This is a genomic window from Pigmentiphaga daeguensis, from assembly GCF_039523035.1.
GTDB classification, from domain to species: domain Bacteria; phylum Pseudomonadota; class Gammaproteobacteria; order Burkholderiales; family Burkholderiaceae_B; genus Pigmentiphaga; species Pigmentiphaga daeguensis.
Genome location: NZ_BAAAEN010000005.1, coordinates 240,622 through 260,725, shown reverse-complemented (window position 1 = coordinate 260,725; position 20,104 = coordinate 240,622). Strand labels below are relative to the sequence as shown.

Here is a 20,104-nt window from a genome sequence, read left to right as displayed (position 1 = left end):
CTAGCCCTCCGCGCCCAGGCGGGCTTCCAGCCGGGCCAGCCGGGCCCGCAGGTGCTCGACCCGCTTGCCCGCGCGCTCGGCGTCGTCGCGCAGGCGCCGCACCTCGCCCCCCCAGGCTTGCAGGGCATGCGAGGACGCGACGGCGCCGCTTTCCTCGGTCAGGTACTCCGCCACGTTCTCGGCCAGCCGCCAGGCGCCGGCGCGCAGCCCGCCCGCCAGGCCGCGCGCCGTGCTGACCAGGCGGGCGGCGGGAATGTCGCCCACGATCCCGGCCAGGTCTTCCTCCACGTCCCACCGCAGGTCCCGCGCCAGGTCGCCCAGCACGTGGGCCAGCGCCGCGTCGCCCTCGATGCGCACCGCCCCCATCCTGCGGGCGGCATCGCCCGACAACAGTTCCGGCAGCCTGCCGCCATCGACGGTCAGGGTCACGTCGGGCATGGCATCCGCGACGGCGGCCTCGACCAGGCCTTGCGGGGTGATCGTCAGCGTCACGTTGAAGGCACCGGCGGCCAGGCGAGCCGTCTTGCCGGCATGCGGGCGCAGCCGCTCGCGGGCCCAGGGCTCGCGCAGCAGCAGCGTGTCGAGCGCCCGGATGGCGACGGCGGAAGGGTACGGCAGGGACACGGGCATAGGATGGAAGGCGGAAACCTGTAGGGAGAATCGACCGGCAATCCGGCCTGCCAATGAAAAACGCCCGTCCGAGGACGGGCGTTCCACGGGGTTCGACCCCGCAAGTTTACCGGGTGGCGCGCCGGCGCGTTACCGGTTGTGCTCCTGCACCGGGATCTGCTGCACGCCCGCGAGCAGCCAACCGCCGTCGTTGGGCTTGAACAGGTTCCAGACTTCCTCGAAGCGGAACGCCTCGGTGCCGGGGGCCTCGCGCAGCATGCCGGAGAAGCGGACGCTGGCGAGGTGGCCGTCGGAGACGGTCTCGATGCCGAGCAGTTCGGCGTTCAGCAGCACTACCTCGGTCACGTTCTGCCCCTGGCGCTGGCCGATCTGCTGGCTGAGTTCGGCCAGCAGGTCGTCGGTGACCAGGTCGCGCAGTTCGTTCACGTCGCCGCGGTCCCAGACACCTTGCAGCTTCACGAAGTAGCTCTTGGCGTGGCTGAGGAAATTCGCGGTGTCGAAATCGCTGGGAATGCCCCACTCGCCGGTGGGCGCGGCACCCGTGGCCGCCGCGGAGGCGGCAGGCGCGGCCGCCGGCGCGGCGTTCACCGGCGCCACCGATTCGCGCGCCATGGTGGCAGGCGGGTCGTTGCGCTGCTGGAAGCGGCTGTTGCCCGCGCCCTGGAGCGCCGGCTGCTGACCGACGCCGCGCAGCCGGCGAACGATGAACAGCACGGCAAAGACGGCCAGCGCGATGAGCAGCAGGCTGCCGATGAACTCGGCCGCGGCCGCGCCCAAGCCCAGGTGCGACAGCAGCGCCGCCAGGCCCAGGCCGGCGGCGATGCCGGCGATGGGGCCCAGCCAGCGCGACATGCCGCTGCGCGCGGCGGTGGCGCCGGCGGCAGCCCCCGCGGCGGCAGGCGCCGCGGACGGCGCGGCCTGCTGGTTCTGCTGGGGCGTACGCGCGGGCGGCGTGGCCTGCCGCTGCGTCACGTTGCTGGACTGGCGGCCCATGCTGCCGCCTCCGCCCAGGCGCTTGGCCAGGGCGTCATGCGAGACGCCCAGCATGGCCACGGTCGATACGGCGATGACCAGCGCCGGGATGAACCTGGAAAAAAATCGTCGGGACATTGTGTGGATTCTCCTGTAATCAATGTCGTGGCGCCGCCCTGCCGGCCCCGATGCCGGATTTGCCGGGCAGCGCGGACGCCATTGCTGCCAGGTGGGGATGCCCGGCGCCGCGACGTCCCCGCAGACGGGCGGTCGTAGCAGCCTTTCCTGACAATAAGCTGAAATTTAACGGACTATGGCGCAAATCGCCAGCCGGAACGCCCCGGATTCGTGAAGGAATTTGAAACAGCGGGCGCTACAGCCGCACGCCCTCGTGCAGGGCGACCACCCCGGCGGTCAGATTGAAATATTGGACACGCGCCAGGCCCGCCTGTTCCAGCATGCCGGCCAGGGTGTCCTGGTCCGGGTGCATGCGTATGGATTCGGCCAGGTAGCGGTAGCTGGCCTCGTCCTGGGCCACCTTGCGCCCCAGCCAGGGCAGGATGTTGAACGAATACCAGTCGTAGGCCGCCCGCAGCGGCTTGGCGACCCGGGAGAACTCCAGCACCAGCAGCTTGCCGCCGGGGCGCAGCACCCGCGTCATCTCGGCCAGGGCCCGGTCCTTGTGGGTCATGTTGCGCAGCCCGAACGCCACCGAGACGCGGTCGAAATAACCGTCGGGGAAAGGCAGTTTCTCGGCGTCGCAGACGGCGGTCGGCAGCATCAGCCCCGCGTCCAGCATCCGGTCCCGGCCCACCCGCAGCATGGAATCGTTGATGTCGGTCAGCCAGACCTCGCCAGTGGGCCCGGCGCGCCGGGCGAAGGCCTTGGCCAGGTCGCCGGTGCCGCCCGCGATGTCCAGCACCTTCATGCCCGGGCGCACGCCGGCGCGGGCCACGGTGAAGACCTTCCAGGCCCGGTGCAGGCCGCCGGACATCAGGTCGTTCATCACGTCGTAGCGCGCGGCCACCGAATGGAAGACCTCGGCCACCTTGCGCGCCTTGTCCGCCTCGGCCACCTGCTGGAAGCCGAAATGGGTCGTGCCCGGCGGCGTGGTGTCGCCGGCCGGCGCGGGGGAGTGCTGCTTATCGCTCATTGCTTACCTTCACGGCGTACTTCGGTTGTTGCCATTCCGTCCCGGGGCTCGGGGTCCCGCGATGCGCCCGCCGCCTCCAGGGCGGCGAGGTACTCCGCCCACAGGCGGTCCTGGTCGCGGCCCAGCGCATAAAGGATGTCCCAAGAGTAGATCCCGGTCGAATGCCCGTCGGAGAACGTGGGCTGGACCGCGTAGTTGCCCACCGGCTCCAGGGACACGAGGTCCACGTCGCGCTTGCCCACCTGCAGCGTCTCCTGGCCCGGCCCGTGGCCCCGGACCTCGGCGGAGGGGCTGTAGACGCGCAGCAGTTCGAAGGGCAGGCGGAAGCTGCTGCCGTCGTCGAACGCGACCTCCAGCGTCCTGGACTGCCGATGCACGACGATGTTGGTGGGAAGAGGGGTATTCTTGTCCAGGCCGGCCATGTTGTTCTCGCGTAAGGACTCCATGGTAGCCGATGGGGGCCGCCGCCGCGCCGGGCCCCCGCCGGGAGCCGGATCATGTCACATACCTGAAACAATACCGCCATACTATGGACATGCTTCAGCAACCCAACCGGCATACCCATGTCCAGCACTATTTTAGTCGTCGAAGACGAACCGGCCATCCAGGAGCTGGTCTCGGTCAACCTGTCCTTCGCGGGCCACAAGGTCCTGCGCGCGGCCGATGCCGAACAGGCCCAGACCCTGATCCGGGCCGAACTCCCCGACCTGATCCTGCTCGATTGGATGCTGCCCGGCACCTCGGGCGTATCGCTGGCCCGCAAGCTGCGGACGGAAGAGCGTACCAAGGCCGTTCCGATCATCATGCTCACGGCCAAGGGCGCCGAGCAGGACAAGGTCGACGGCCTGGAGGCGGGCGCCGATGACTACATCACCAAGCCGTTCTCGCCCAAGGAGCTGATGGCCCGCATCAAGGCCGTCCTGCGGCGCCGCGCGCCCCAGCTCACCGACGACCTGATCGACGTCGCCGGGCTGCGCCTGGATCCGGTCACCCACCGGCTCAACGGCAACGGCGTGACCCTGAACATCGGTCCCACCGAGTTCCGCCTGCTGCACTTCTTCATGACCCACCCCGAGCGCGTGTTCTCGCGCTCGCAACTGCTGGACCAGGTGTGGGGCGACCACGTCTTCGTCGAAGAGCGCACGGTGGACGTGCACATCCGGCGCCTGCGCAAAGCACTGGAGCCCAGCAAGCACGACGGGCACGTGGAGACCGTGCGCGGCAGCGGCTACCGGTTCACGGCGCATCCTGTAGGCCAATAACCCTCTGCGCGTGACGCGCGCCCGGCATGGGGAGCCCCCCAGCCGCCATGCGGTGGCCCCCCGAGGGGGCCGGGGCCCGCGGGGCTCTACTTGCGGACCGGCAAGCCAGATCCGCCGTGCCCTGGCAAACTCATACGAAAAACATACAAGACGGCAGAGTCCGGGCTCCGGGCAATGCGACAATCCGCTCCATGGTCTGGATACGCAACCTCATCGTCGTCCTCTTGTGGGCCGGCCTGGCGGCCCTCACGCGGCCGATCACGGGCCGCTTCGGCTGGGCCGTCTTCAGTTTCGGCCTGGGCACGCTGCTGGTCTGGCACATCTGGCAGCTCTCGCGCGTCACGCGCTGGACCAATGACCTGCAGCGGCCACCGCCGCCCTCGGCCGGCTCGTGGGACGAGGCCCTGGCCCGCATCTACCGGCACCTGCGCAACCAGGAACGCCAGCTGGCGATGCTGGAAGGGAACGTGCAGGGCTTCTTCGCCGCTGCCCAGGCGCTGCCCGACGGACTGGTCACGCTGGACAAGGAATTCCACATCGACTGGTGCAACCGCATCGCGCGCCAGCACCTGGGCCTGCGCCTGCCGGCCGACCGCGGCCAGAACCTGCTCAACCTGGTGCGGGCCCCCGAGTTCGTGGACTACGCCCGTCAGGAGGACTGGCCCGCGCCGCGCCTGGTGCGCAGCCCCGGCGGCGGCGACCGCCTGCTGATGGTGCAGCTCATTTCCTACAACAAGCACCAGCGCATGCTGCTGACGCGCGACGTGACGCAGATCGAGCGGCTGGAGACCACCCGCCGCGACTTCGTCGCCAACGTCTCGCACGAGCTGCGCACGCCGCTGACGGTGCTGTCGGGCTTCCTGGAAACGCTGCGCGACATGCCCACCGAAGCGCTGAGCGACGAGCAGCGCGAACAGTACATGAAGCTGATGCTGGACCAGGCCCAGCGCATGCAGGCCATCGTGGCCGACCTGCTGACCCTGTCCACCCTGGAGTCGTCCCCCACCACCGATCCACAGCCGGTGAACATGCCCGCGCTGATCGAGACGGCCCTGAGCCAGGCCCGCGCCCTGTCGGGCGGCCGCCACGAGATCGTCGGCGAGATCGACGAAGGCCTGGACATCCTGGGCACCGGTACCGAAATCGCGTCGGCCATCTCCAACCTGCTGATCAATGCCGTGCGCTACACGCCCGAGGGCGGCCACATCACGGTGCGGTGGCGGCGCGACGCCGACGGCGATGCCCGCTATTCCGTGAAGGACACCGGCATAGGCATCGCCTCGCACCATCTGCCCCGCCTGACCGAGCGCTTCTACCGCGTGGATCGCAGCCGGTCGCGCGAATCGGGCGGCACGGGGCTGGGACTGGCGATCACCAAGCACATCGCCATGCGGCACGACGCCGAACTGGAGATCGCCAGCGAGCTTGGCCAGGGCAGCACCTTCGCGCTGCATTTCCCCGACAGCCGGGTGGCGTAGGGCCTGTTCCCGCTAAAAGGAGGCCCGCATGCCCACCCAGACGCGCGCCTGGCAAGGCGCGAAGCACAGTCGTGGCGGGACCACGACGAGCATTCGCAACGCAGTCAGGGGTGCGTTTGGGTGGGCACCCTACGGGCAGGCAGGGAATGCGAATCGGGAACGCGGCGGCTATTCGGCCAGCGTGGTCAGGCGCTTCTCCAGCGCGCGCATTTCTTCGTAGCCCATCAGCTTCATGATGTCCTCGATGCCCACCAGCAGGTCGGGACGATCGACGGACTCGCCGCTTTCCATCACGCCGCGCATGGCCTGCAGCGCATGCTGCATGGCGTGGATGGCGGCGGCCGGCAGCATGCGCGGCAGGCTGATGCGCTTGACGCCCAGCGCCTTCAGGCGCGGCAGCGGGATCAGCGGCGTCGTGGGCCGGCTGCGTATGCCGAACCCCATGTTGACGGTGACCGGGATGCCGGCGGCATCGACGATGCGCTTGATGTCGTCCTCGGTGCGCACCGCGTCGGGAAACAGCATGTCGGCACCGGCCGCCGCATACGCCTTGGCTCGGCGCACCGCGCCCTCGATGCCTTCGATGGCCAGCGCGTCGGTGCGGGCGATGATGACGAAATCATCGTCGCGGCGCGCCAGGCAGGCGGCCTCGATCTTCTTCAGCATCTCGGCCTGGCTGACCACGTCCTTGCCGGGCATGTGGCCACAGCGCTTGGGACTGACCTGGTCCTCGAGATTGACGCCGGCCACGCCGGCTTCCTCGAACATCCGCACCGTATGGAACACGTTCACCGGATTGCCGTAGCCGTTGTCGGCATCCGCCGTCAGCGGAATGGACACCGAGCGGGCCAGGTTGCGGCAATGGTTGACGTTCTCGGTCAATCCCATGACGCCGATGTCGGCGATGCCCAGCAGCGCGTTCGAGATGGCGGCCCCGCTGGTGCAGGCGGTCTTGAACCCGGCGGCCTCGACCAGCCGGATGCTGTACCCGTCGTACACCCCGGGCGAGACGATGAACGCCTCGTTCTTGAGCAACTCCCGGAACTTGCGGGGACTGTTCATGCGATGACTCCGAAATGGTCAGTGTTTCAGGTGCCCGTCCCGGCCGCCCGCCCTCCCCGCCTCCGGGCGGCGTCGGATTCGTCCCGGTCCGCGAGATGGGTGAACAGGTGCCGGGCCGCGCGTTCGATATGCGAGCGCATCAGCGACTCCGCCAGTTCCGCATCGCGCGACTTGATCGCGCGCAGGATCTGCCAGTGCTCGGCATAGGCGTCCTCCTTGCGTTCGAGCACGGTCCCGGAATGCCGGCGGTACACGCGCAGCAGGTGATAAAGGTCCTCGCACAGCGCGTGGATGATGCGGTTGTTGCCGCTGGCCCGCACGATGCGCTCGTGGAAATCGAATACCCGGGGGCCGGACGACTCGCCCCGCTCCTTGCGCAGCTGGCGCTGCCTGTCCTGCTCCAGTTCGGCCAGCAATTGCGCCACTTCCTCGTCGCTCATGCGCTGGGTGGCCAGGCTGCAGGCCACGCCTTCCAGCGCCATGCGCATCTGGAACAGCTCCAGCGCGGACTCGGCCGATAGCGAGACGACCCGCGCCTTCTGGTAGGGCTCGCGGGTGACCAGCTGGATGCCCTGCAGGCGGCGCACCGCTTCGCGCACCGGCCCGCGGCTCACGCCGAACTCCTGGGCCAGCGCCACTTCGTTGATGACGCTGCCGGGCGCCAGCCGGCCCTGGTAGATCGCGTCCAGCACCTGCTGGAACACCGCATCGGCCAGCGGCCCCTGGGCGTCCTCCCTGTTGATGAAGGTCTCGGCTGATTCGTCCATAGTGTCGACAGATTATCAAAACGGTTTTAAAAGTGTCAACTCTTTTGCATGGGCCTGGTTTGCATGGAGTATGCGCTCCACCCCGAACAGCGGCTCATCAATCAAGCCATATTTACAGAGAATATCAGCTGACTCCATGGTTTATCGCAAGGCGGCCACCGTACACCGCCAGCTTCCCATCGGCGCCAAAGTGTTGACATTTAACAAATGGTGCTCATAAGATTCATACCATAGCAAAGCCGCAAGCATTTTCGCCGCCCCGCCCATGATCCGTACGCTTTCCTTCCGATCCGCCACGCTGCACATCGCCGACCTCGCTGCCGTGGCGCAGGCGGCGGGCAAGCGGCTGGTCGACTATCCCTACGTCGTGCGCGTGCTGCTGGAGAATCTCGCGCGCAACCGCGCATGGGGCCGGCCCGTCGCCGAAGGCGACCTGCGCGCCCTGCTCGACTGGCAGGACCACATCGGCGCCGACCTGCCGCTGCACGTGGCGCGCGTGATCCTGCCCGACTCCAGCGGCCTGCCGGCGCTGCAGGACCTGGCGGCCCTGCGCGATGCCGTCGCGGCCCGGGGCGGCGACGTTTCCACCGTGGACGCGCGCGTGCCGGTGGACCTGATCGTCGACCACTCGCTGCAGGTCGACCACTGGGGCGGCAGCGACGCGGCCGAACGCAACCTCGCCCGCGAGTTCCAGCGCAACGCCGAACGCTACCGCTTCCTGAAGTGGGCCCAGCAGGCCTATGCCGGCCTGCGCGTATTCCCCCCGGGCACGGGCATCATTCACCAGGTCAACCTGGAACACATCGCCCCGGTGGTCTGCCGCGCCGAGCGTCCCGACGGCACCTGGGCGCATCCGGACTTCGTCATCGGCGGCGACTCCCACACACCCATGGTCAACGCGCTGGGCGTGCTGGGCTGGGGCGTGGGCGGCATCGACGCCGAAGCGGCGCTGCTCGGCCAGGCCTACACCTTCCCCGTGCCCCGCGTGGTGGGCGTGCGCCTGCACGGCCGCATCCCTCCCCCGGCGCTGACCACCGACGCCGCGCTGCTCATCACCGAAACGCTGCGTCGCGCCGGCGTCACCGCCTGCGCGGTCGAATTCTTCGGCCCCGCGGTGGCCGGGCTCACGGTGCCCGAACGCGCCACCATCGCCAACATGGCGCCGGAATACGGCGCGACCTGCGGCTACTTCCCCATCGACGACCAGACCCTGTCCTACCTGCGCGCCACCGGCCGCCCCGAGGAACAGGTCGCGCTGGTCGAGGCCTATGCGCGGGCCAACCACCTGTTCCGGGACGCCGATGCCGCCGTCCCGGCCTACAGCCAGGTCGTCGAGATCGACCTGGATACCGTGCTGCCCGCCATGGCGGGACCGCGCCGGCCCCAGGACCGCCTGCCGCTGTCGCGCATCGCGGAAGACTTCCGGGCCCGCCTGCCGCGCGCGCTGGCCGATGGAGGCTTCGCCGCCGCACCGGCCTCCGGCGCCGGCACGATGGACCACGGCAGCCTCGCACTAGCCGCCATCACTTCGTGCACCAACACCTCCAATCCCGTCGTCATGCTGGCGGCCGGCATCGTCGCCCGCAAGGCGGTCGCGCGCGGACTCCAGCCTCCGGCATGGGTGAAGCGTTCGCTCGCGCCCGGTTCGCGCACCGTCACGCGCTACCTGGAAGAGGCGGGGCTGCTGGCGCCCCTGGCCGCACTCGGCTTCCACCTGATCGGCTACGGCTGCACCACCTGCGGCGGCAAATCCGGCCCGCTCGTTCCCGAAGCCGCGCGCGAAATCGAACAGCGCGGCCTGGTCGCGGCGGCGGTGCTGTCGGGCAATCGCAACTTCGAAGGCCGCATCCACAAGCTCATCCGCGCCAACTACATCGGCGCGCCGCCGCTGGTTGTCCTGTACGCGCTGGCCGGCCGCATCGACGTCGACCTGACGCGCGACCCCATCGCCACCGATCCGGCCGGCGTTCCCGTCTACCTGCGCGACCTGTGGCCGACCCCCGAGGAAATCGCGCAGGCCATGCCGGTCGCCACACGGCGCGAGATCTTCGTCGACACCTACGAGGCCCGCGCCGCCGGCGGCTCGCTGTGGGACACGCTGGAAGCGCCCACCGGCCCGCTCTTTCCCTGGGACCGCCAGTCGCACTACTTGGTCGAACCTCCTTTCTTCCGCCAGGCCGGCGCCGCGAAAGGCCTGGACCAGTTGGAACGCGAGCTGCAAGGCGCCCGCGTGCTGGCCGCCTTCGGCGATTCGCTCACCACCGACCACATTTCCCCCGGCGGCGAGATCCCCGCCGACACGCCCGCCGGCCGCTACCTGACCCAGGCCGGCGTGGCGCCGGCCGACTTCAACACCTACGTGGCGCGGCGCGGCAACCACGAGATCATGGCTCGCGCCACCTTCGCCAACATCCGCATCAAGAACCTGCTCGTGCCCGGCACCGAAGGCGGCGTCACCATCCACTTTCCCGGGCACACCCCCTGCACCATCTTCGACGCGGCCCGCGCCTACCGCCAGGACGGCATCGCCACCCTGATCCTGGCCGGCAAGGAATACGGCACCGGCAGCAGCCGCGACTGGGCCGCCAAGGGCTCCGCGCTGCTGGGCGTGAAGGCCGTGCTGGCCGAGTCCTTCGAACGCATTCACCGCGCCAATCTGGTGGGCATGGGCGTGCTGCCCCTGTCCTTCCTGCCCGGACAGGGATGGCGCCAGCTGGGCCTGACCGGCGCCGAAAGCTTCAGCTTCCAGGGGCTGGCCCGCGGCGTCATGGACGGCACCCCGATCACGGTGGAAGCCGTCGGCCCCGACGGCATCATCCGCTTCCAGGCGCAGGCCCAGGTCCTGACCCAGGCCGAACGCCAGCTGATGCAGGACGGCGGCATCCCGGCCAGCGTCCTCCGCGCCTGCCTGGCCCCCAAGGACACCACCCCGGACTTCAACGAGGAAACGCAACCATGAACCTGGACCTCGTCCTGGCCAACGCCAGGATCCTGCTGCCGCAGCGCGGCCTGACGCCCGGCCAGATCGGCATCAGCCAAGGGCGCATCGCCGTCATCGCCGAACCCGGCGCGCAGCTGGCGGCGGACGAGACCGTCGACTGCCAGGGCCTGTGCGTGCTGCCGGGCGTCATCGACCCGCACGTGCATTTCGGCTTCGGCTCGCCCGAGACCGACTTCGAGACCGAGTCGCGCACGGCGGCCCTGGGCGGCACCACCTCGGTCCTGTCGTTCCATCGCTCTCGCGACATCCGCGAGTCGTTCCAGGCGGCCCACGACCGGGCACTGGCGCAAAGCTGCATCGACTTCGGCTTCCACTTCGGGCTGACCAGCCACCTGCACGTCGAGACGCTGAAGGAAATCTCCGAGCGCTTCGGCGTCTCGTCCTACAAGCTCTACATGATGTACAAGGGCGCCGCCGGCCTGGCCCAGGGCTTCACCGACATCGACGACGGCCTGTTGTTCGCCGCGCTGCGCGAGACCGCGCGCATCCCGGGCGCGATCCTGGGCGTGCACTGCGAGAACGTGGAAGTGATTCCGCTGCTGCGCGATCCGCTGCGCGCCGCCGGGCGCGACGACCTGAGGGCGTGGAACGAGCAGAGCCCCGACTTCCTGGAAGCCGAGAACGTGCACCGCGTGTGCTACTTCGCGTCCAAGACCGGCGCCGCCGTCAACATCGTCCACCTGAGCAGCGGCGAGGCCCTGGACGAAGTCCGGCGCCATCGGCGCAACCGCAATGCCCCGCCCATCCACGTCGAAACCTGCCCGCACTACCTGTTCCTGACGGACGAGAGTCCCGCCGGCACCTATGCCAAGGTCAACCCGCCCGTGCGTGGCCAGGCCGACGTCGACGCCATGTGGGAAGGCGTGCTGGACGGCTCGGTCACCACCATCGGCTCGGACCACGTGCCGCGCAAGCGCAGCACCAAGGACAAGGATATCTGGGCCGCCAGCAACGGCTTCCCGGGCACCGGCATGATCCTGCCCATCCTGCTGCACGAGGGCTACCACCGCCGCGGCGTGCCGCTGGAGCGGCTGATGGAAGTCGCCTCGGCCAACTCGGCCCGGCACTACAACATGCCGTCCAAGGGCGGCATCGAGGTCGGCAAGGATGCCGACCTGCTGGTGGTCGACCTGGACCTGGAGAAGACCGTGGACCCGGCCACGCTCGAATCCTATGCCGACTATTCGCCCTACGAGGGCATGACGCTCAAGGGCTGGCCGGTGCGCACGCTGGTGCGGGGCCGCACCGTGGCCCTGGACGGCAAGATCACCGATGAAGCGCGCAGCCGGCCCGGCGGCCGCTACCTGCGGCGCCTTTGATACCCCAAGGAAACGACATGAGCCAAACCAAACGCATCTGGGACGACTTCCTGACCGAACGCGACCAGCAGGTCCTTGCCGTGGCCGGCTACGGCAAGCGCGGCGGCTTCGGCACGCGTCCCGCCCTGTTCATCATCGACGTCCAGTACAACTTCTGCGGCGATACCCCGCAGGACATCCTGGAAGGCCTCAAGCAGTACCGCACCCATTGCGGCAAGGAAGCCTGGGACGCCGTCGCGCACATGGTGCCGCTGCTGGAACTGGCGCGCGAGAAGAACATCCCCGTGTTCTACACGGAAAGCGCCCGCCGCCCCGACCTGCTCGACAGCGGCGTGCAGGTCGGCAAGAACCATCGCGGCGGGGAAAAGACCGTGCTGGCCGATACCCACGCCACCCGGACCGTCGAGGCGCTGGCCCCGCGCCCGCAGGACATCCGCATCACCAAGACCAAGCCGTCGTGCTTCTTCGGCACGACCTTCATGAGCCACCTGAACTTCCTGGACGTCGACACGCTGATCCTGGTCGGCTGCACCTCGTCGGGCTGCCTGCGCGCCACCGCCGTGGACGCCTACTCGTACAACTTCAAGGTGATCATTCCCGAAGAAACGGCGTTCGACCGCTTCCAGGCCAGCCACGCGATCAACCTGTTCGACCTGAACTGCAAGTACGCCGACGTGATTCCCTCGAGCGAGGTCCGCGACTACCTGGCCACGCTGCCGGTGCGCCAGGGCGGCGGCTCGGCCGGCTGAGCGGACCAGGCATGCCGTCCGCCACGTCCGCCGCCCCCATCCCGGTCTACCTGCTGACCGGGTTCCTGGGCAGCGGCAAGACCACCCTGCTCGCCCGGCTGGTGCACAGCCGCGAATTCGCCGACACCGCCGTGGTCATCAACGAGTTCGGCGAGGTCGGCCTGGACCACGTCCTGGTCGGCCAGTCCAGCGAGGACGACATCGTGCTGCTGGACTCGGGATGCCTGTGCTGCGCCAGCAACAACTCGCTGCAGGAAACGCTGGAGTCGCTGTACTACCGGCGGCTGCGCGGCGAGATTCCGGCGTTCTCGCGCATCGTGGTCGAGACCTCGGGGCTGGCCGAACCGGCCCCGCTCATCAACGCCCTGGCTTCCGACGCCTCCATCGCGCGCCACGTGCGGCTGGCCGGCGTGATCACCACCATCGATGCCGAGCACGGCGCGGCCACGCTGGACGAATACGAAACCGCCGCCACGCAGCTCGCGGTGGCCGACCTCGTGGTCCTGACCAAGACCGACAAGGTCGCGCCCGAGGCCGCCTCGGCCATGGCCGGGCAACTGCGCCGGCAGGCGCCCGGCGCCCCGGTCCTGCGCGCGGATCGCGACGGCCTGCAAGAGCGGACCGATCTCTTCCAGGCCGCGGACCGCCGGACCGTGGCGCCGGGCCAGTTCGGGCTGGAACGTCCGCGGGCCTGGACGCGGCTCGCCCACGTCCTGCGCTACGGCATCGCCTCTCACGTGATCCGGGCCGATGGCCCGGTCGACTGGGCACGCTACGCCGCCTGGGTCGACTACATGCAATCACGGCTGGGCGAACGGCTGCTGCGCGTCAAGGGCATCCTGCTCATGGAAGACGGCGCCCACTACGCCATCCACGGCGTGCGCCATGTCTTCAGCCCGCCGCGGCCGCTGGACGGCGAAGTACCCGGCGACCTGTCCGGCGTGCTGGTGCTCATCACCCGCGACGCCGACGAGGAGGAGCTCGCGCTTGCCGCCGCCGTGCTCGACGGCGGCGCCTGACCCCAACCCTCGCTTTCCACGACTTCGATTCCTTCCATGCAACGTCCCGACACCCAGGCCTACGCCCAGCAGTTCCCCAAGCTCCCGCCCACCGCCACCGACGCGCAGGGCCACCTGGTCTACACCCAATTCATCGACGGCGGTTTCACGGGCGCCGACGGCGCCCGCTTGGCCACCAGCGATCCGGTCACCGGACGCCAGTGGGCCAGCATCGCCCGCGGCACCGCGCAGGACGTGGACAAGGCCGTGCAGGCCGCGCACCGCGCCTTCACCCGGGGCGCGTGGCCGGCCATGAACGCCAGCCAGCGCGGCGCGCTGCTGCGCCGCATCGGCGACCTGGTCACCGAGCACGCGGAATGGCTGGCGCACGTGGAACAACGCGACAACGGCAAGCTCAGCGCGGAGCTGTCCATGCAGATGCGCTACATGGCCAACTACTACTATTACTACGGCGGCCTGGCCGACAAGATGGAAGGCACCGTCATCCCGACCGACAAGCCGGGCGTGTTCAACTACACCGTCTACGAGCCACTGGGCGTGGTCGCCTGCATCACGCCCTGGAACTCGCCGCTGCCGCTGGCCAGCATGAAGATCGCGCCCGCCCTGGCGGCCGGCAATACGGTCGTGCTCAAGCCCTCGGAATTCACGTCGGCCTCGCTGCTCGAACTCATGAAGCTGTTCCAGCTCGCCGGCGTGCCAGACGGCGTCGTCAACGTCGTGACCGGCCTGGGCGCCGAGGTCGGGGCCGCGCTGGTGGACCATCCGCTGGTCCAGCGCATCGCCTTCACCGGCGGCCCGGAGGCCGGCCAGCGCATCAACGAGCAGGCCGCCTCGCGCATGAAGCGCGTGACGCTGGAGCTGGGCGGCAAGTCGCCCAACATCGTGTTCGACGATGCCGACTTCGAACAGGCCTTGAAGGGTGCCGTGGCCGGCATCTTCGCCGCCTCGGGCCAGACCTGCGTGGCCGGCTCGCGCCTGCTGCTCCAGGACGGCATCCACGACCGCTTCCTGGAACGCCTGGTCGAGATCGCCGGCAACGCCCGCTTCGGCCACCCGGCCGATCCGCAGACCCAGGTGGCGCCCATCTCCACCGCTCCCCAGCTGGACAAGATCGAGTCCTACGTCCAGGTGGCGCTGGCCGATGGCGCGCGGCTGGTGGCGGGCGGCAAGCGCGCCCACGTGCCGGAGTGCCCGGACGGGCTGTTCTTCCAGCCCACCATCTTCGCGGACGTGGACAACCGCATGCGCATCGCGCAGGAAGAAGTCTTCGGCCCCATTCTGTCGGTCATCCGCTTCCAGGACGAAGACGAAGCCGTGGCCATCGCCAACGACGTCGACTTCGGCCTGGCGGCCGGCGTCTGGACCACCTCCATGCCGCGCGCGCTGCGCATGGCGGGCAAGGTGCGGGCCGGCACGGTCTGGGTCAACAACTACCGCTCGACCAGCGTCACCTCGCCGTTCGGCGGTTTCAAGATGAGCGGCGTCGGACGCGAATGCGGCATTGCCGGCATGCGCGAGTACATGGAGATCAAGAGCGTCTGGCTGTCCATGGAAACCGACATCCCCAACCCCTTCGTGCGGCGCTGAGCCGGCTCCCGGCGGCGGAAAGGCAAATTGGCTATGATGGCGCGAGTCCCCAGCGACCTACCCGGCATGACGGCGCGCGCCGCCGTGCCGCCCCACCGTGACCAGAACCGACCCCACCCGCTCCAGAAAGAGCGAGGACGCCGCCGCCTCGCATCGCATCGCCGACTACGTCCCGCTCTACTACCGGGTCTATACGCTGCTGCTCCAGCACATCCGGGACCACGGCTACGACGAGCACACGCCGCTGCCGACCGAGGCCGAGTTCGCCGAACGCTTCCAGGTCTCGCGCGTGACCCTGCGCAAGGCGATGAACATCCTGGAGGCCGACGGCCTGATCACGCGCCAGCGCGGCCGGGGGACCTTCGCCCGCAAGCCCGTCCGCCCGCCCGGCAAGACCGGCTTCAGCGGCCTGATCGAGAACATCGTCCACTTCCAGGAAACGACCAAGGTCAAGCTGCTGGCGTTCGAGCGCGTCGGGCTGCCGACCAACATCGCGCCGCTGCTCGACAGGCAGCAGGGCGAACCCGGCCTGCGCATCGTGCGCGTGCGCAGCGACGCCACGTCGCCCTTCTCGCACATCACCTGCTACCTGCCGGAACCCGAGGCCAGCCTGCTCAAGCGCAACGAACTGCGCAACACGCCGGTGTCCATCCTGCTCGAGCGCCAGGGCGTGAAGGCCACCCAGGCCGAGCAGTGGATCAGCGCCACGCTGGCCGACAAGGACACGGCCCAGGCCCTGCAGGTCGAGATGGGCAGCGCGCTGATCAGCCTGACGCGGATCTACCGGGATACCGCCGGGCGGCCCATCGAGATCCTGCACGAGCTCTATCGGCCCGATCGCTACGAATACCGCGTGAACCTGTCGCGCGTCGAGCAGGGCGACGCCCCGCGCTGGTCGGAAGTCCCGGACTGACCCGGGCGGCGCCGCCGCGCGCCCCGCCCCTCCCCTTGATCCCGCCGATACGCCCGTCGCCGGCCTGAGCCGTCGCGTCCTGATTCGTATCCGCCATCCCAACCATAAAAGTATTATGTATGATACAAAATACTTTTAGACCGGCCCGATGCCAGCGCCGGCCGCCTCGTCGAGACAGAAGGATCCCATGCAGCAGCCTCACCACGTCATCGTTGCCGGCGCAGGGCCGGTGGGCCTGACCGCCGCGCTGATCATCGCGCGTGCCGGCGTGCGCGTCACGCTCCTGGAAAAGCGCGATCGGCTCAACGAAGCCTCGAAGGCCTCGACCTTCCATGCGCCCACCCTCGCGGTGCTGGACCACCTGGGCGTCCTGCCCGCCATGCTGGCACAGGGCCAGGACGTCACGCACATCCAGTACCGCAGCACCGAACAGGGCATCCTGGGCGAGATCGCCCTGGCCGAACTGAAGCACGACACCGACTACCCGTATCGCCTGCACCTGGAACAATCGCGCATCACGCCGCTGCTGCTGGCGCAACTGCGCGCGCATCCGCATGCCGACGTGCGGTTCGGCACCGCCTTCCTGGACGCCGCCCCGGATACCGGCGGCGTCACCGTGCGCGTGCAGGACCCCAAGGGCGTCCACACGCTGCGCGCCGACTACCTGCTCGGCACCGACGGCGCGCGCAGCCAGGTACGGGAATCCATGGGCCTGCCGTTCGATCCGACCCCCTATCCCGGCTGCGTGCTGCGGGTGCTGGCCGACGAAAGCCTGGAGCGCATCCTGCCCGGGCTGCGGCCCATCAGCTACCTCGTGAACGGCGACGCCTCGGCCAGCTTCCTGCGCATGCCCGACTGCTGGCGCATCATCCTGCGCGTGCCTCCCGACGTGGACCAGGCCCACGCCCAGTCGCGCGCCTGGATACTGGAACGGCTCCGGCAACTGGTGCCCGGCCTGGCGGAACTGCCCAACATCCTCGGCCAGGACGTGTACTCGGCCAGCAAGTTCGTGGCCGGCACGTACCGCGCGGGCCGCATCTACCTGGCCGGCGACGCCGCCCACCTCAGCAATACCCGCGGCGGCATGAACATGAACTGCGGGCTGCACGACGCCTACTTCATGGCCACCGCGCTGGTCGAGGGCCTGCGCCAAGGTGACCAGGCCATCGTCGACGCGGCCGCCGACCGACGCCACCGGGTCGCCGCCGATTCCCTCCTGCCGCGCACCGATGCCATGGTGACCGGGCAGGCCACCTGGCTCGACAACGTCAAGGGACTGCTGGGCGACCCCGCCCAACGTCTCGCCTTCCTGCGCCGGACCGCCATGCTGGACATGGCGCCCGAACTGGCGCGCCGCATCGACCCCGTTTCCGCCGCCGCATGAGACCCGCCATGACCGACCTCCCTCTCGTCAGCCGCCCCCAATGGCGCGTCGGCGCCCTGGTGCCGCCCGCCAACCCCACCGTCGAAGTCGAATATCCGGCACTGCTGCCGGCCGCCGCCGCGCTGCACGCGATGCGCCTGCCCGTGGTGGCCGGCGATCTCGACACCCGCAACCTGGCCTACCTCGACAGCTACGTGTCCTGTCTGCAAGGCTTCGGCTCGCTCAAGCTCGACGGCGCCGTCATCGCCCTGACCGGCTCGCAATACCGCATCGGCCACCAGGAAGACCTGCGCCGCTGCGAGCAATTGTCCGAGCGGTTCGGCATGCCGGTGGAAACCGCCAGCTCCGCGCTGGCGCGGGCGCTGCGCCACCTGGGCATCACGCGCATCAGCATGGTGTCGCCCTACCCCGACTGGCTGACCGAACTGGCCATCGCCTACTGGCGCGGCGCGGGCGTGCAGGTAGACCACGTCGAACACTTCGCCGACGAACTGGTGGCCTACAAGGTCTCGCCGGCCGAGGTCGCCCAGCGGCTGGCCTCGGTACAGGCGCATCCCGACGGCGCCGTGCTGCTGTCGGGAACGGGCATGCCGACCATCGAATCGATCATGCAGGCGGGGACCGGCAAGCAGGTCCCCATCCTGTCCTCCAACCTGTGCAGCATCTGGAGCATCAGCCGGACGCTGGGGATCCCCCATCCGGAGTGGATGGCACGGGCCTTCCCCTGGCTGTGCACGGCCTGATCCGCACCGCCCGTCTTCGCCCCTTCATGTCACCGAGGATACCCGCCATGACCTCCGTTCGCCTCGTCGTCCTGCTGGCCGCCCTGGCCGGCGCCGCCAGCCTGCCGTCCGCCCCCGCCCTCGCACAGGGCGGTGCCTATCCCAACAAGCCGATCCGCGTCATCGTGCCGTTTCCGGCAGGCGGCACCACCGACGTCGTCGCCCGCCTGATCGGCGCGCAGGTCGGCGAGGCGTGGAGCCAGTCCGTAGTGGTCGACAACGTGGCCGGCGCCTCGGGCCTGATCGGCACGGCCGCGGGCGTGCGCGCCGCGCCCGACGGCTACGTCCTGACGCTGGGCAACAACCAGACTCATTCGACCAACGCGTCGCTGTTCCCCAAGATCCAGTTCGACCTGAACAAGGACGTCCAGCCCATCGCGCTACTTACCCGCACCCGCCACGCCATCGTCGTGCCCGCCTCGTCGCCGTACAGGACGCTGTCCGAGCTCATCCAGGGCGGCCGCGGCAAGCCGGTGAACTACGCCTCCTCCAGCCCCGGCTCGTCCTCGCACCTGGTGTCCGAGACCCTGTGCTCCAGCATGAAGATGCGGTGCACGCACATTCCCTACAAGGGCGCCGCGCCGGCGGTGACCGATCTGATCGCCGGGCACGTGGACTTCATGACCGCGAGCTATGCCAGCGCCATCGCCTACATCAAGGCCGGCAAGCTGCGCGCGCTGGCCATCTCGGGCGACACCCGCGAGGCGCAGGCGCCCGACGTCCCCACGCTGCACGAACTCGGCTACGAGACGTTGTCGGCCGACAGCTGGATCGGACTGTATGCGCCCGCCGGCACCCCGCGCGCGATCCTGACCAAGTGGAGCGACGAGCTGGCGCGCGTCATGGCCCAGCCCGACATCCAGCAGAAGCTGGCCGGCGCGGGTTTCGAACCCTGGTTCAAGCCCCTGGCGCAGTTCGAGGAATTTCACCGCAACGAGATCGCCCGCTGGCGCAAGATGGTGCAGACGGCCGGCGTCACCCTGGAATAGCGCCATGGCCTCGCGCACCGGCCCCACCCTGCCGCGGATGTCGCGCCTGTGCCTGGGCATGATGTCCTACGGCGCCCCCGCCTGGGCGCCCTGGGTCGTCGGGCAGGACGCGGCGCGTGTCCTGTTCCGCCAGTGCCTGGAGAACGGCATCACATGCTTCGATACCGCCAACTACTACTCGGACGGGGAAAGCGAGCGCATCCTGGGCCGGCTGGTGCGCGAGCACGGCGGCCGCCATGAGCTGACCCTTGCCACCAAGGTCGGACTGCCGGTGGCCGACGGCCGGGGCCTGTCGGCGGCGCAGATCGCCCGGCAGGCCGAGGCCTCGCTCAGGCGCCTGGAGACGGACTACATCGATCTCTACCAGGTCCACAGCTGGGACGACGCAGTTCCCGTCGAGGAAACGCTGGGCGCCCTCGAAGCCCTGGTCGACGCGGGCAAGATCCGCGCGTACGGCTGCTCCAACCTGGACCATCTCCAGATCGGACAGGCCGCGCGGGCCGCCGCCGCCCTGGGCGCGCGCGGCTACGCCAGCGCGCAGTTGCAGCTGAACCTGCTCTATCAGGAAGAACTGCGCGCCACCGTGCCGGCCTGTGCCCGGCACGGCCTGCACATCATGGCCTACAGCCCGCTAGCGCGCGGCTACCTGGCCGGCCCGGCGGCCGGCGACGCCGAAGCCGCGGCGCGGCTAGCCTCCGACGCCAAGGGGCAGCGGCTGTACGGCGGGCCGCGCGGCGCCCGGGTCCGCGCCGAGCAGCTGCGCATCGCCGCGGACCTGGGCGCCGAGCCCGCTGCCGTCGCGCTGGCATGGGTGCTGGCCCAGCCCGGCGTGCGCTCGGTCATCGTCGGCGCCTCCCAGTCCTCGCACCTGGACGTCGCACTGCGCGGGCGCGACCTGCGCCTGCCCGCCCAGGCCCTGGACCGCCTGGCCGCGGCCTACGAACCGCGCGACTACCTGCGCGTGCGGCTGAACCCCTGACGACCGTAGGCTCAAGGCCGTCCGCCGGCGGACCTGGCGTTACCATAGGGACATCAGC

At 69.5% G+C, this 20,104-nt stretch carries 18 protein-coding genes; 12 read left to right on the top strand and 6 right to left on the bottom strand.

Annotated elements, in window-relative coordinates; all coding sequences use genetic code 11:
- From ABD104_RS09550 to ABD104_RS09535, 4 genes are all read right to left on the bottom strand, one after another.
- Complete coding sequence (locus ABD104_RS09550; protein WP_087836770.1) at positions 1–630, bottom strand: ubiquinone biosynthesis accessory factor UbiJ; 630 nt, start codon at positions 628–630, stop codon at positions 1–3.
- Between the two features lie 129 nt (positions 631–759).
- On the bottom strand, positions 760–1,740 hold the full coding sequence (locus ABD104_RS09545; protein ID WP_279814702.1) for a Tim44 domain-containing protein: 981 nt from the start codon (positions 1,738–1,740) through the stop codon (positions 760–762).
- 235 nt (positions 1,741–1,975) lie between these two features.
- Entirely contained in the window at positions 1,976–2,755 is a 780-nt protein-coding gene (gene ubiE / locus ABD104_RS09540; protein ID WP_132979102.1) for a bifunctional demethylmenaquinone methyltransferase/2-methoxy-6-polyprenyl-1,4-benzoquinol methylase UbiE, read from the bottom strand.
- Positions 2,752–3,177, bottom strand: a complete 426-nt coding sequence (locus ABD104_RS09535) for a gamma-butyrobetaine hydroxylase family protein (protein ID WP_087841593.1) — start codon at positions 3,175–3,177, stop codon at positions 2,752–2,754. The genes ubiE and ABD104_RS09535 overlap by 4 nt, the downstream gene beginning before the upstream one ends.
- Positions 3,178–3,318: 141 nt before the next feature.
- Here ABD104_RS09535 and phoB point away from each other — a divergent pair, with 141 nt between their 5' ends.
- Entirely contained in the window at positions 3,319–4,017 is a 699-nt protein-coding gene (gene phoB / locus ABD104_RS09530; RefSeq protein ID WP_087841592.1) for a phosphate regulon transcriptional regulator PhoB, read from the top strand.
- A 191-nt stretch (positions 4,018–4,208) separates the two neighbouring features.
- Positions 4,209–5,495, top strand: coding sequence for a phosphate regulon sensor histidine kinase PhoR (gene phoR, locus ABD104_RS09525; RefSeq protein WP_132979103.1), 1,287 nt, complete (start codon positions 4,209–4,211; stop codon positions 5,493–5,495).
- A gap of 168 nt (positions 5,496–5,663) precedes the next feature.
- Here phoR and ABD104_RS09520 read toward each other — a convergent pair whose 3' ends face one another.
- Positions 5,664–6,557: an isocitrate lyase/PEP mutase family protein gene (locus ABD104_RS09520; RefSeq protein ID WP_343927426.1), complete on the bottom strand. Its 894-nt coding sequence runs from the start codon at positions 6,555–6,557 to the stop codon at positions 5,664–5,666.
- Between the two features lie 26 nt (positions 6,558–6,583).
- Positions 6,584–7,324, bottom strand: a complete 741-nt coding sequence (locus ABD104_RS09515; protein WP_087841589.1) for a GntR family transcriptional regulator — start codon at positions 7,322–7,324, stop codon at positions 6,584–6,586.
- 265 nt (positions 7,325–7,589) lie between these two features.
- Between ABD104_RS09515 and acnA the strand changes: the two genes are divergently transcribed.
- The 10 genes from acnA to ABD104_RS09465 all read left to right on the top strand — a co-directional run bounded on the left by acnA (position 7,590) and on the right by ABD104_RS09465 (position 20,046).
- Positions 7,590–10,283: an aconitate hydratase AcnA gene (acnA, locus tag ABD104_RS09510; RefSeq protein WP_087841588.1), complete on the top strand. Its 2,694-nt coding sequence runs from the start codon at positions 7,590–7,592 to the stop codon at positions 10,281–10,283.
- Positions 10,280–11,644: a dihydroorotase gene (locus ABD104_RS09505; protein ID WP_087841587.1), complete on the top strand. Its 1,365-nt coding sequence runs from the start codon at positions 10,280–10,282 to the stop codon at positions 11,642–11,644. Before acnA ends, ABD104_RS09505 begins: the two co-directional genes overlap by 4 nt.
- A gap of 17 nt (positions 11,645–11,661) precedes the next feature.
- A complete protein-coding gene (locus ABD104_RS09500; RefSeq protein WP_087841586.1) occupies positions 11,662–12,393 on the top strand; it encodes an isochorismatase family protein in 732 nt (243 codons plus the stop codon).
- Positions 12,394–12,404: 11 nt separating this feature from the next.
- Positions 12,405–13,412, top strand: a complete 1,008-nt coding sequence (locus ABD104_RS09495; RefSeq protein ID WP_087841585.1) for a CobW family GTP-binding protein — start codon at positions 12,405–12,407, stop codon at positions 13,410–13,412.
- Between the two features lie 36 nt (positions 13,413–13,448).
- Positions 13,449–14,999 (top strand): aldehyde dehydrogenase, encoded by a 1,551-nt coding sequence (locus ABD104_RS09490; RefSeq protein ID WP_132979106.1) that lies wholly within the window; start codon positions 13,449–13,451, stop codon positions 14,997–14,999.
- A gap of 97 nt (positions 15,000–15,096) precedes the next feature.
- Positions 15,097–15,912, top strand: a complete 816-nt coding sequence (locus ABD104_RS09485) for a GntR family transcriptional regulator (RefSeq protein WP_087841583.1) — start codon at positions 15,097–15,099, stop codon at positions 15,910–15,912.
- 187 nt (positions 15,913–16,099) lie between these two features.
- A complete protein-coding gene (locus ABD104_RS09480; protein WP_338617414.1) occupies positions 16,100–17,296 on the top strand; it encodes an FAD-dependent oxidoreductase in 1,197 nt (398 codons plus the stop codon).
- An 8-nt stretch (positions 17,297–17,304) separates the two neighbouring features.
- The gene (locus ABD104_RS09475) at positions 17,305–18,039 is read left to right on the top strand and encodes a maleate cis-trans isomerase family protein (RefSeq protein ID WP_140416920.1); all 735 of its coding nucleotides are present in this window, start codon (positions 17,305–17,307) and stop codon (positions 18,037–18,039) included.
- Between the two features lie 47 nt (positions 18,040–18,086).
- A complete protein-coding gene (locus tag ABD104_RS09470; RefSeq protein ID WP_165963029.1) occupies positions 18,087–19,067 on the top strand; it encodes a Bug family tripartite tricarboxylate transporter substrate binding protein in 981 nt (326 codons plus the stop codon).
- A 4-nt stretch (positions 19,068–19,071) separates the two neighbouring features.
- Positions 19,072–20,046, top strand: a complete 975-nt coding sequence (locus tag ABD104_RS09465) for an aldo/keto reductase (RefSeq protein WP_343927425.1) — start codon at positions 19,072–19,074, stop codon at positions 20,044–20,046.
- Positions 20,047–20,104 lie beyond the last annotated feature (58 nt).

Bases quoted from the DNA above. Each gene is read 5' to 3' on its own strand.
- ABD104_RS09465 (WP_343927425.1), top strand. From the start codon at position 19,072: ATGGCCTCGCGCACCGGCCCCACCCTGCCGCGGATGTCGCGCCTGTGC.
- phoB (WP_087841592.1), top strand. From the start codon at position 3,319: ATGTCCAGCACTATTTTAGTCGTCGAAGACGAACCGGCCATCCAGGAG.
- ABD104_RS09535 (WP_087841593.1), bottom strand. From the start codon at position 3,177: ATGGCCGGCCTGGACAAGAATACCCCTCTTCCCACCAACATCGTCGTG.
- ABD104_RS09480 (WP_338617414.1), top strand. From the start codon at position 16,100: ATGCAGCAGCCTCACCACGTCATCGTTGCCGGCGCAGGGCCGGTGGGC.
- ABD104_RS09500 (WP_087841586.1), top strand. From the start codon at position 11,662: ATGAGCCAAACCAAACGCATCTGGGACGACTTCCTGACCGAACGCGAC.
- ABD104_RS09475 (WP_140416920.1), top strand. From the start codon at position 17,305: ATGACCGACCTCCCTCTCGTCAGCCGCCCCCAATGGCGCGTCGGCGCC.
- acnA (WP_087841588.1), top strand. From the start codon at position 7,590: ATGATCCGTACGCTTTCCTTCCGATCCGCCACGCTGCACATCGCCGAC.
- ABD104_RS09495 (WP_087841585.1), top strand. From the start codon at position 12,405: ATGCCGTCCGCCACGTCCGCCGCCCCCATCCCGGTCTACCTGCTGACC.
- ABD104_RS09470 (WP_165963029.1), top strand. From the start codon at position 18,087: ATGACCTCCGTTCGCCTCGTCGTCCTGCTGGCCGCCCTGGCCGGCGCC.
- ubiE (WP_132979102.1), bottom strand. From the start codon at position 2,755: ATGAGCGATAAGCAGCACTCCCCCGCGCCGGCCGGCGACACCACGCCG.
- ABD104_RS09505 (WP_087841587.1), top strand. From the start codon at position 10,280: ATGAACCTGGACCTCGTCCTGGCCAACGCCAGGATCCTGCTGCCGCAG.
- ABD104_RS09550 (WP_087836770.1), bottom strand. From the start codon at position 630: ATGCCCGTGTCCCTGCCGTACCCTTCCGCCGTCGCCATCCGGGCGCTC.
- ABD104_RS09520 (WP_343927426.1), bottom strand. From the start codon at position 6,557: ATGAACAGTCCCCGCAAGTTCCGGGAGTTGCTCAAGAACGAGGCGTTC.
- ABD104_RS09515 (WP_087841589.1), bottom strand. From the start codon at position 7,324: ATGGACGAATCAGCCGAGACCTTCATCAACAGGGAGGACGCCCAGGGG.
- ABD104_RS09545 (WP_279814702.1), bottom strand. From the start codon at position 1,740: ATGTCCCGACGATTTTTTTCCAGGTTCATCCCGGCGCTGGTCATCGCC.
- ABD104_RS09490 (WP_132979106.1), top strand. From the start codon at position 13,449: ATGCAACGTCCCGACACCCAGGCCTACGCCCAGCAGTTCCCCAAGCTC.
- phoR (WP_132979103.1), top strand. From the start codon at position 4,209: ATGGTCTGGATACGCAACCTCATCGTCGTCCTCTTGTGGGCCGGCCTG.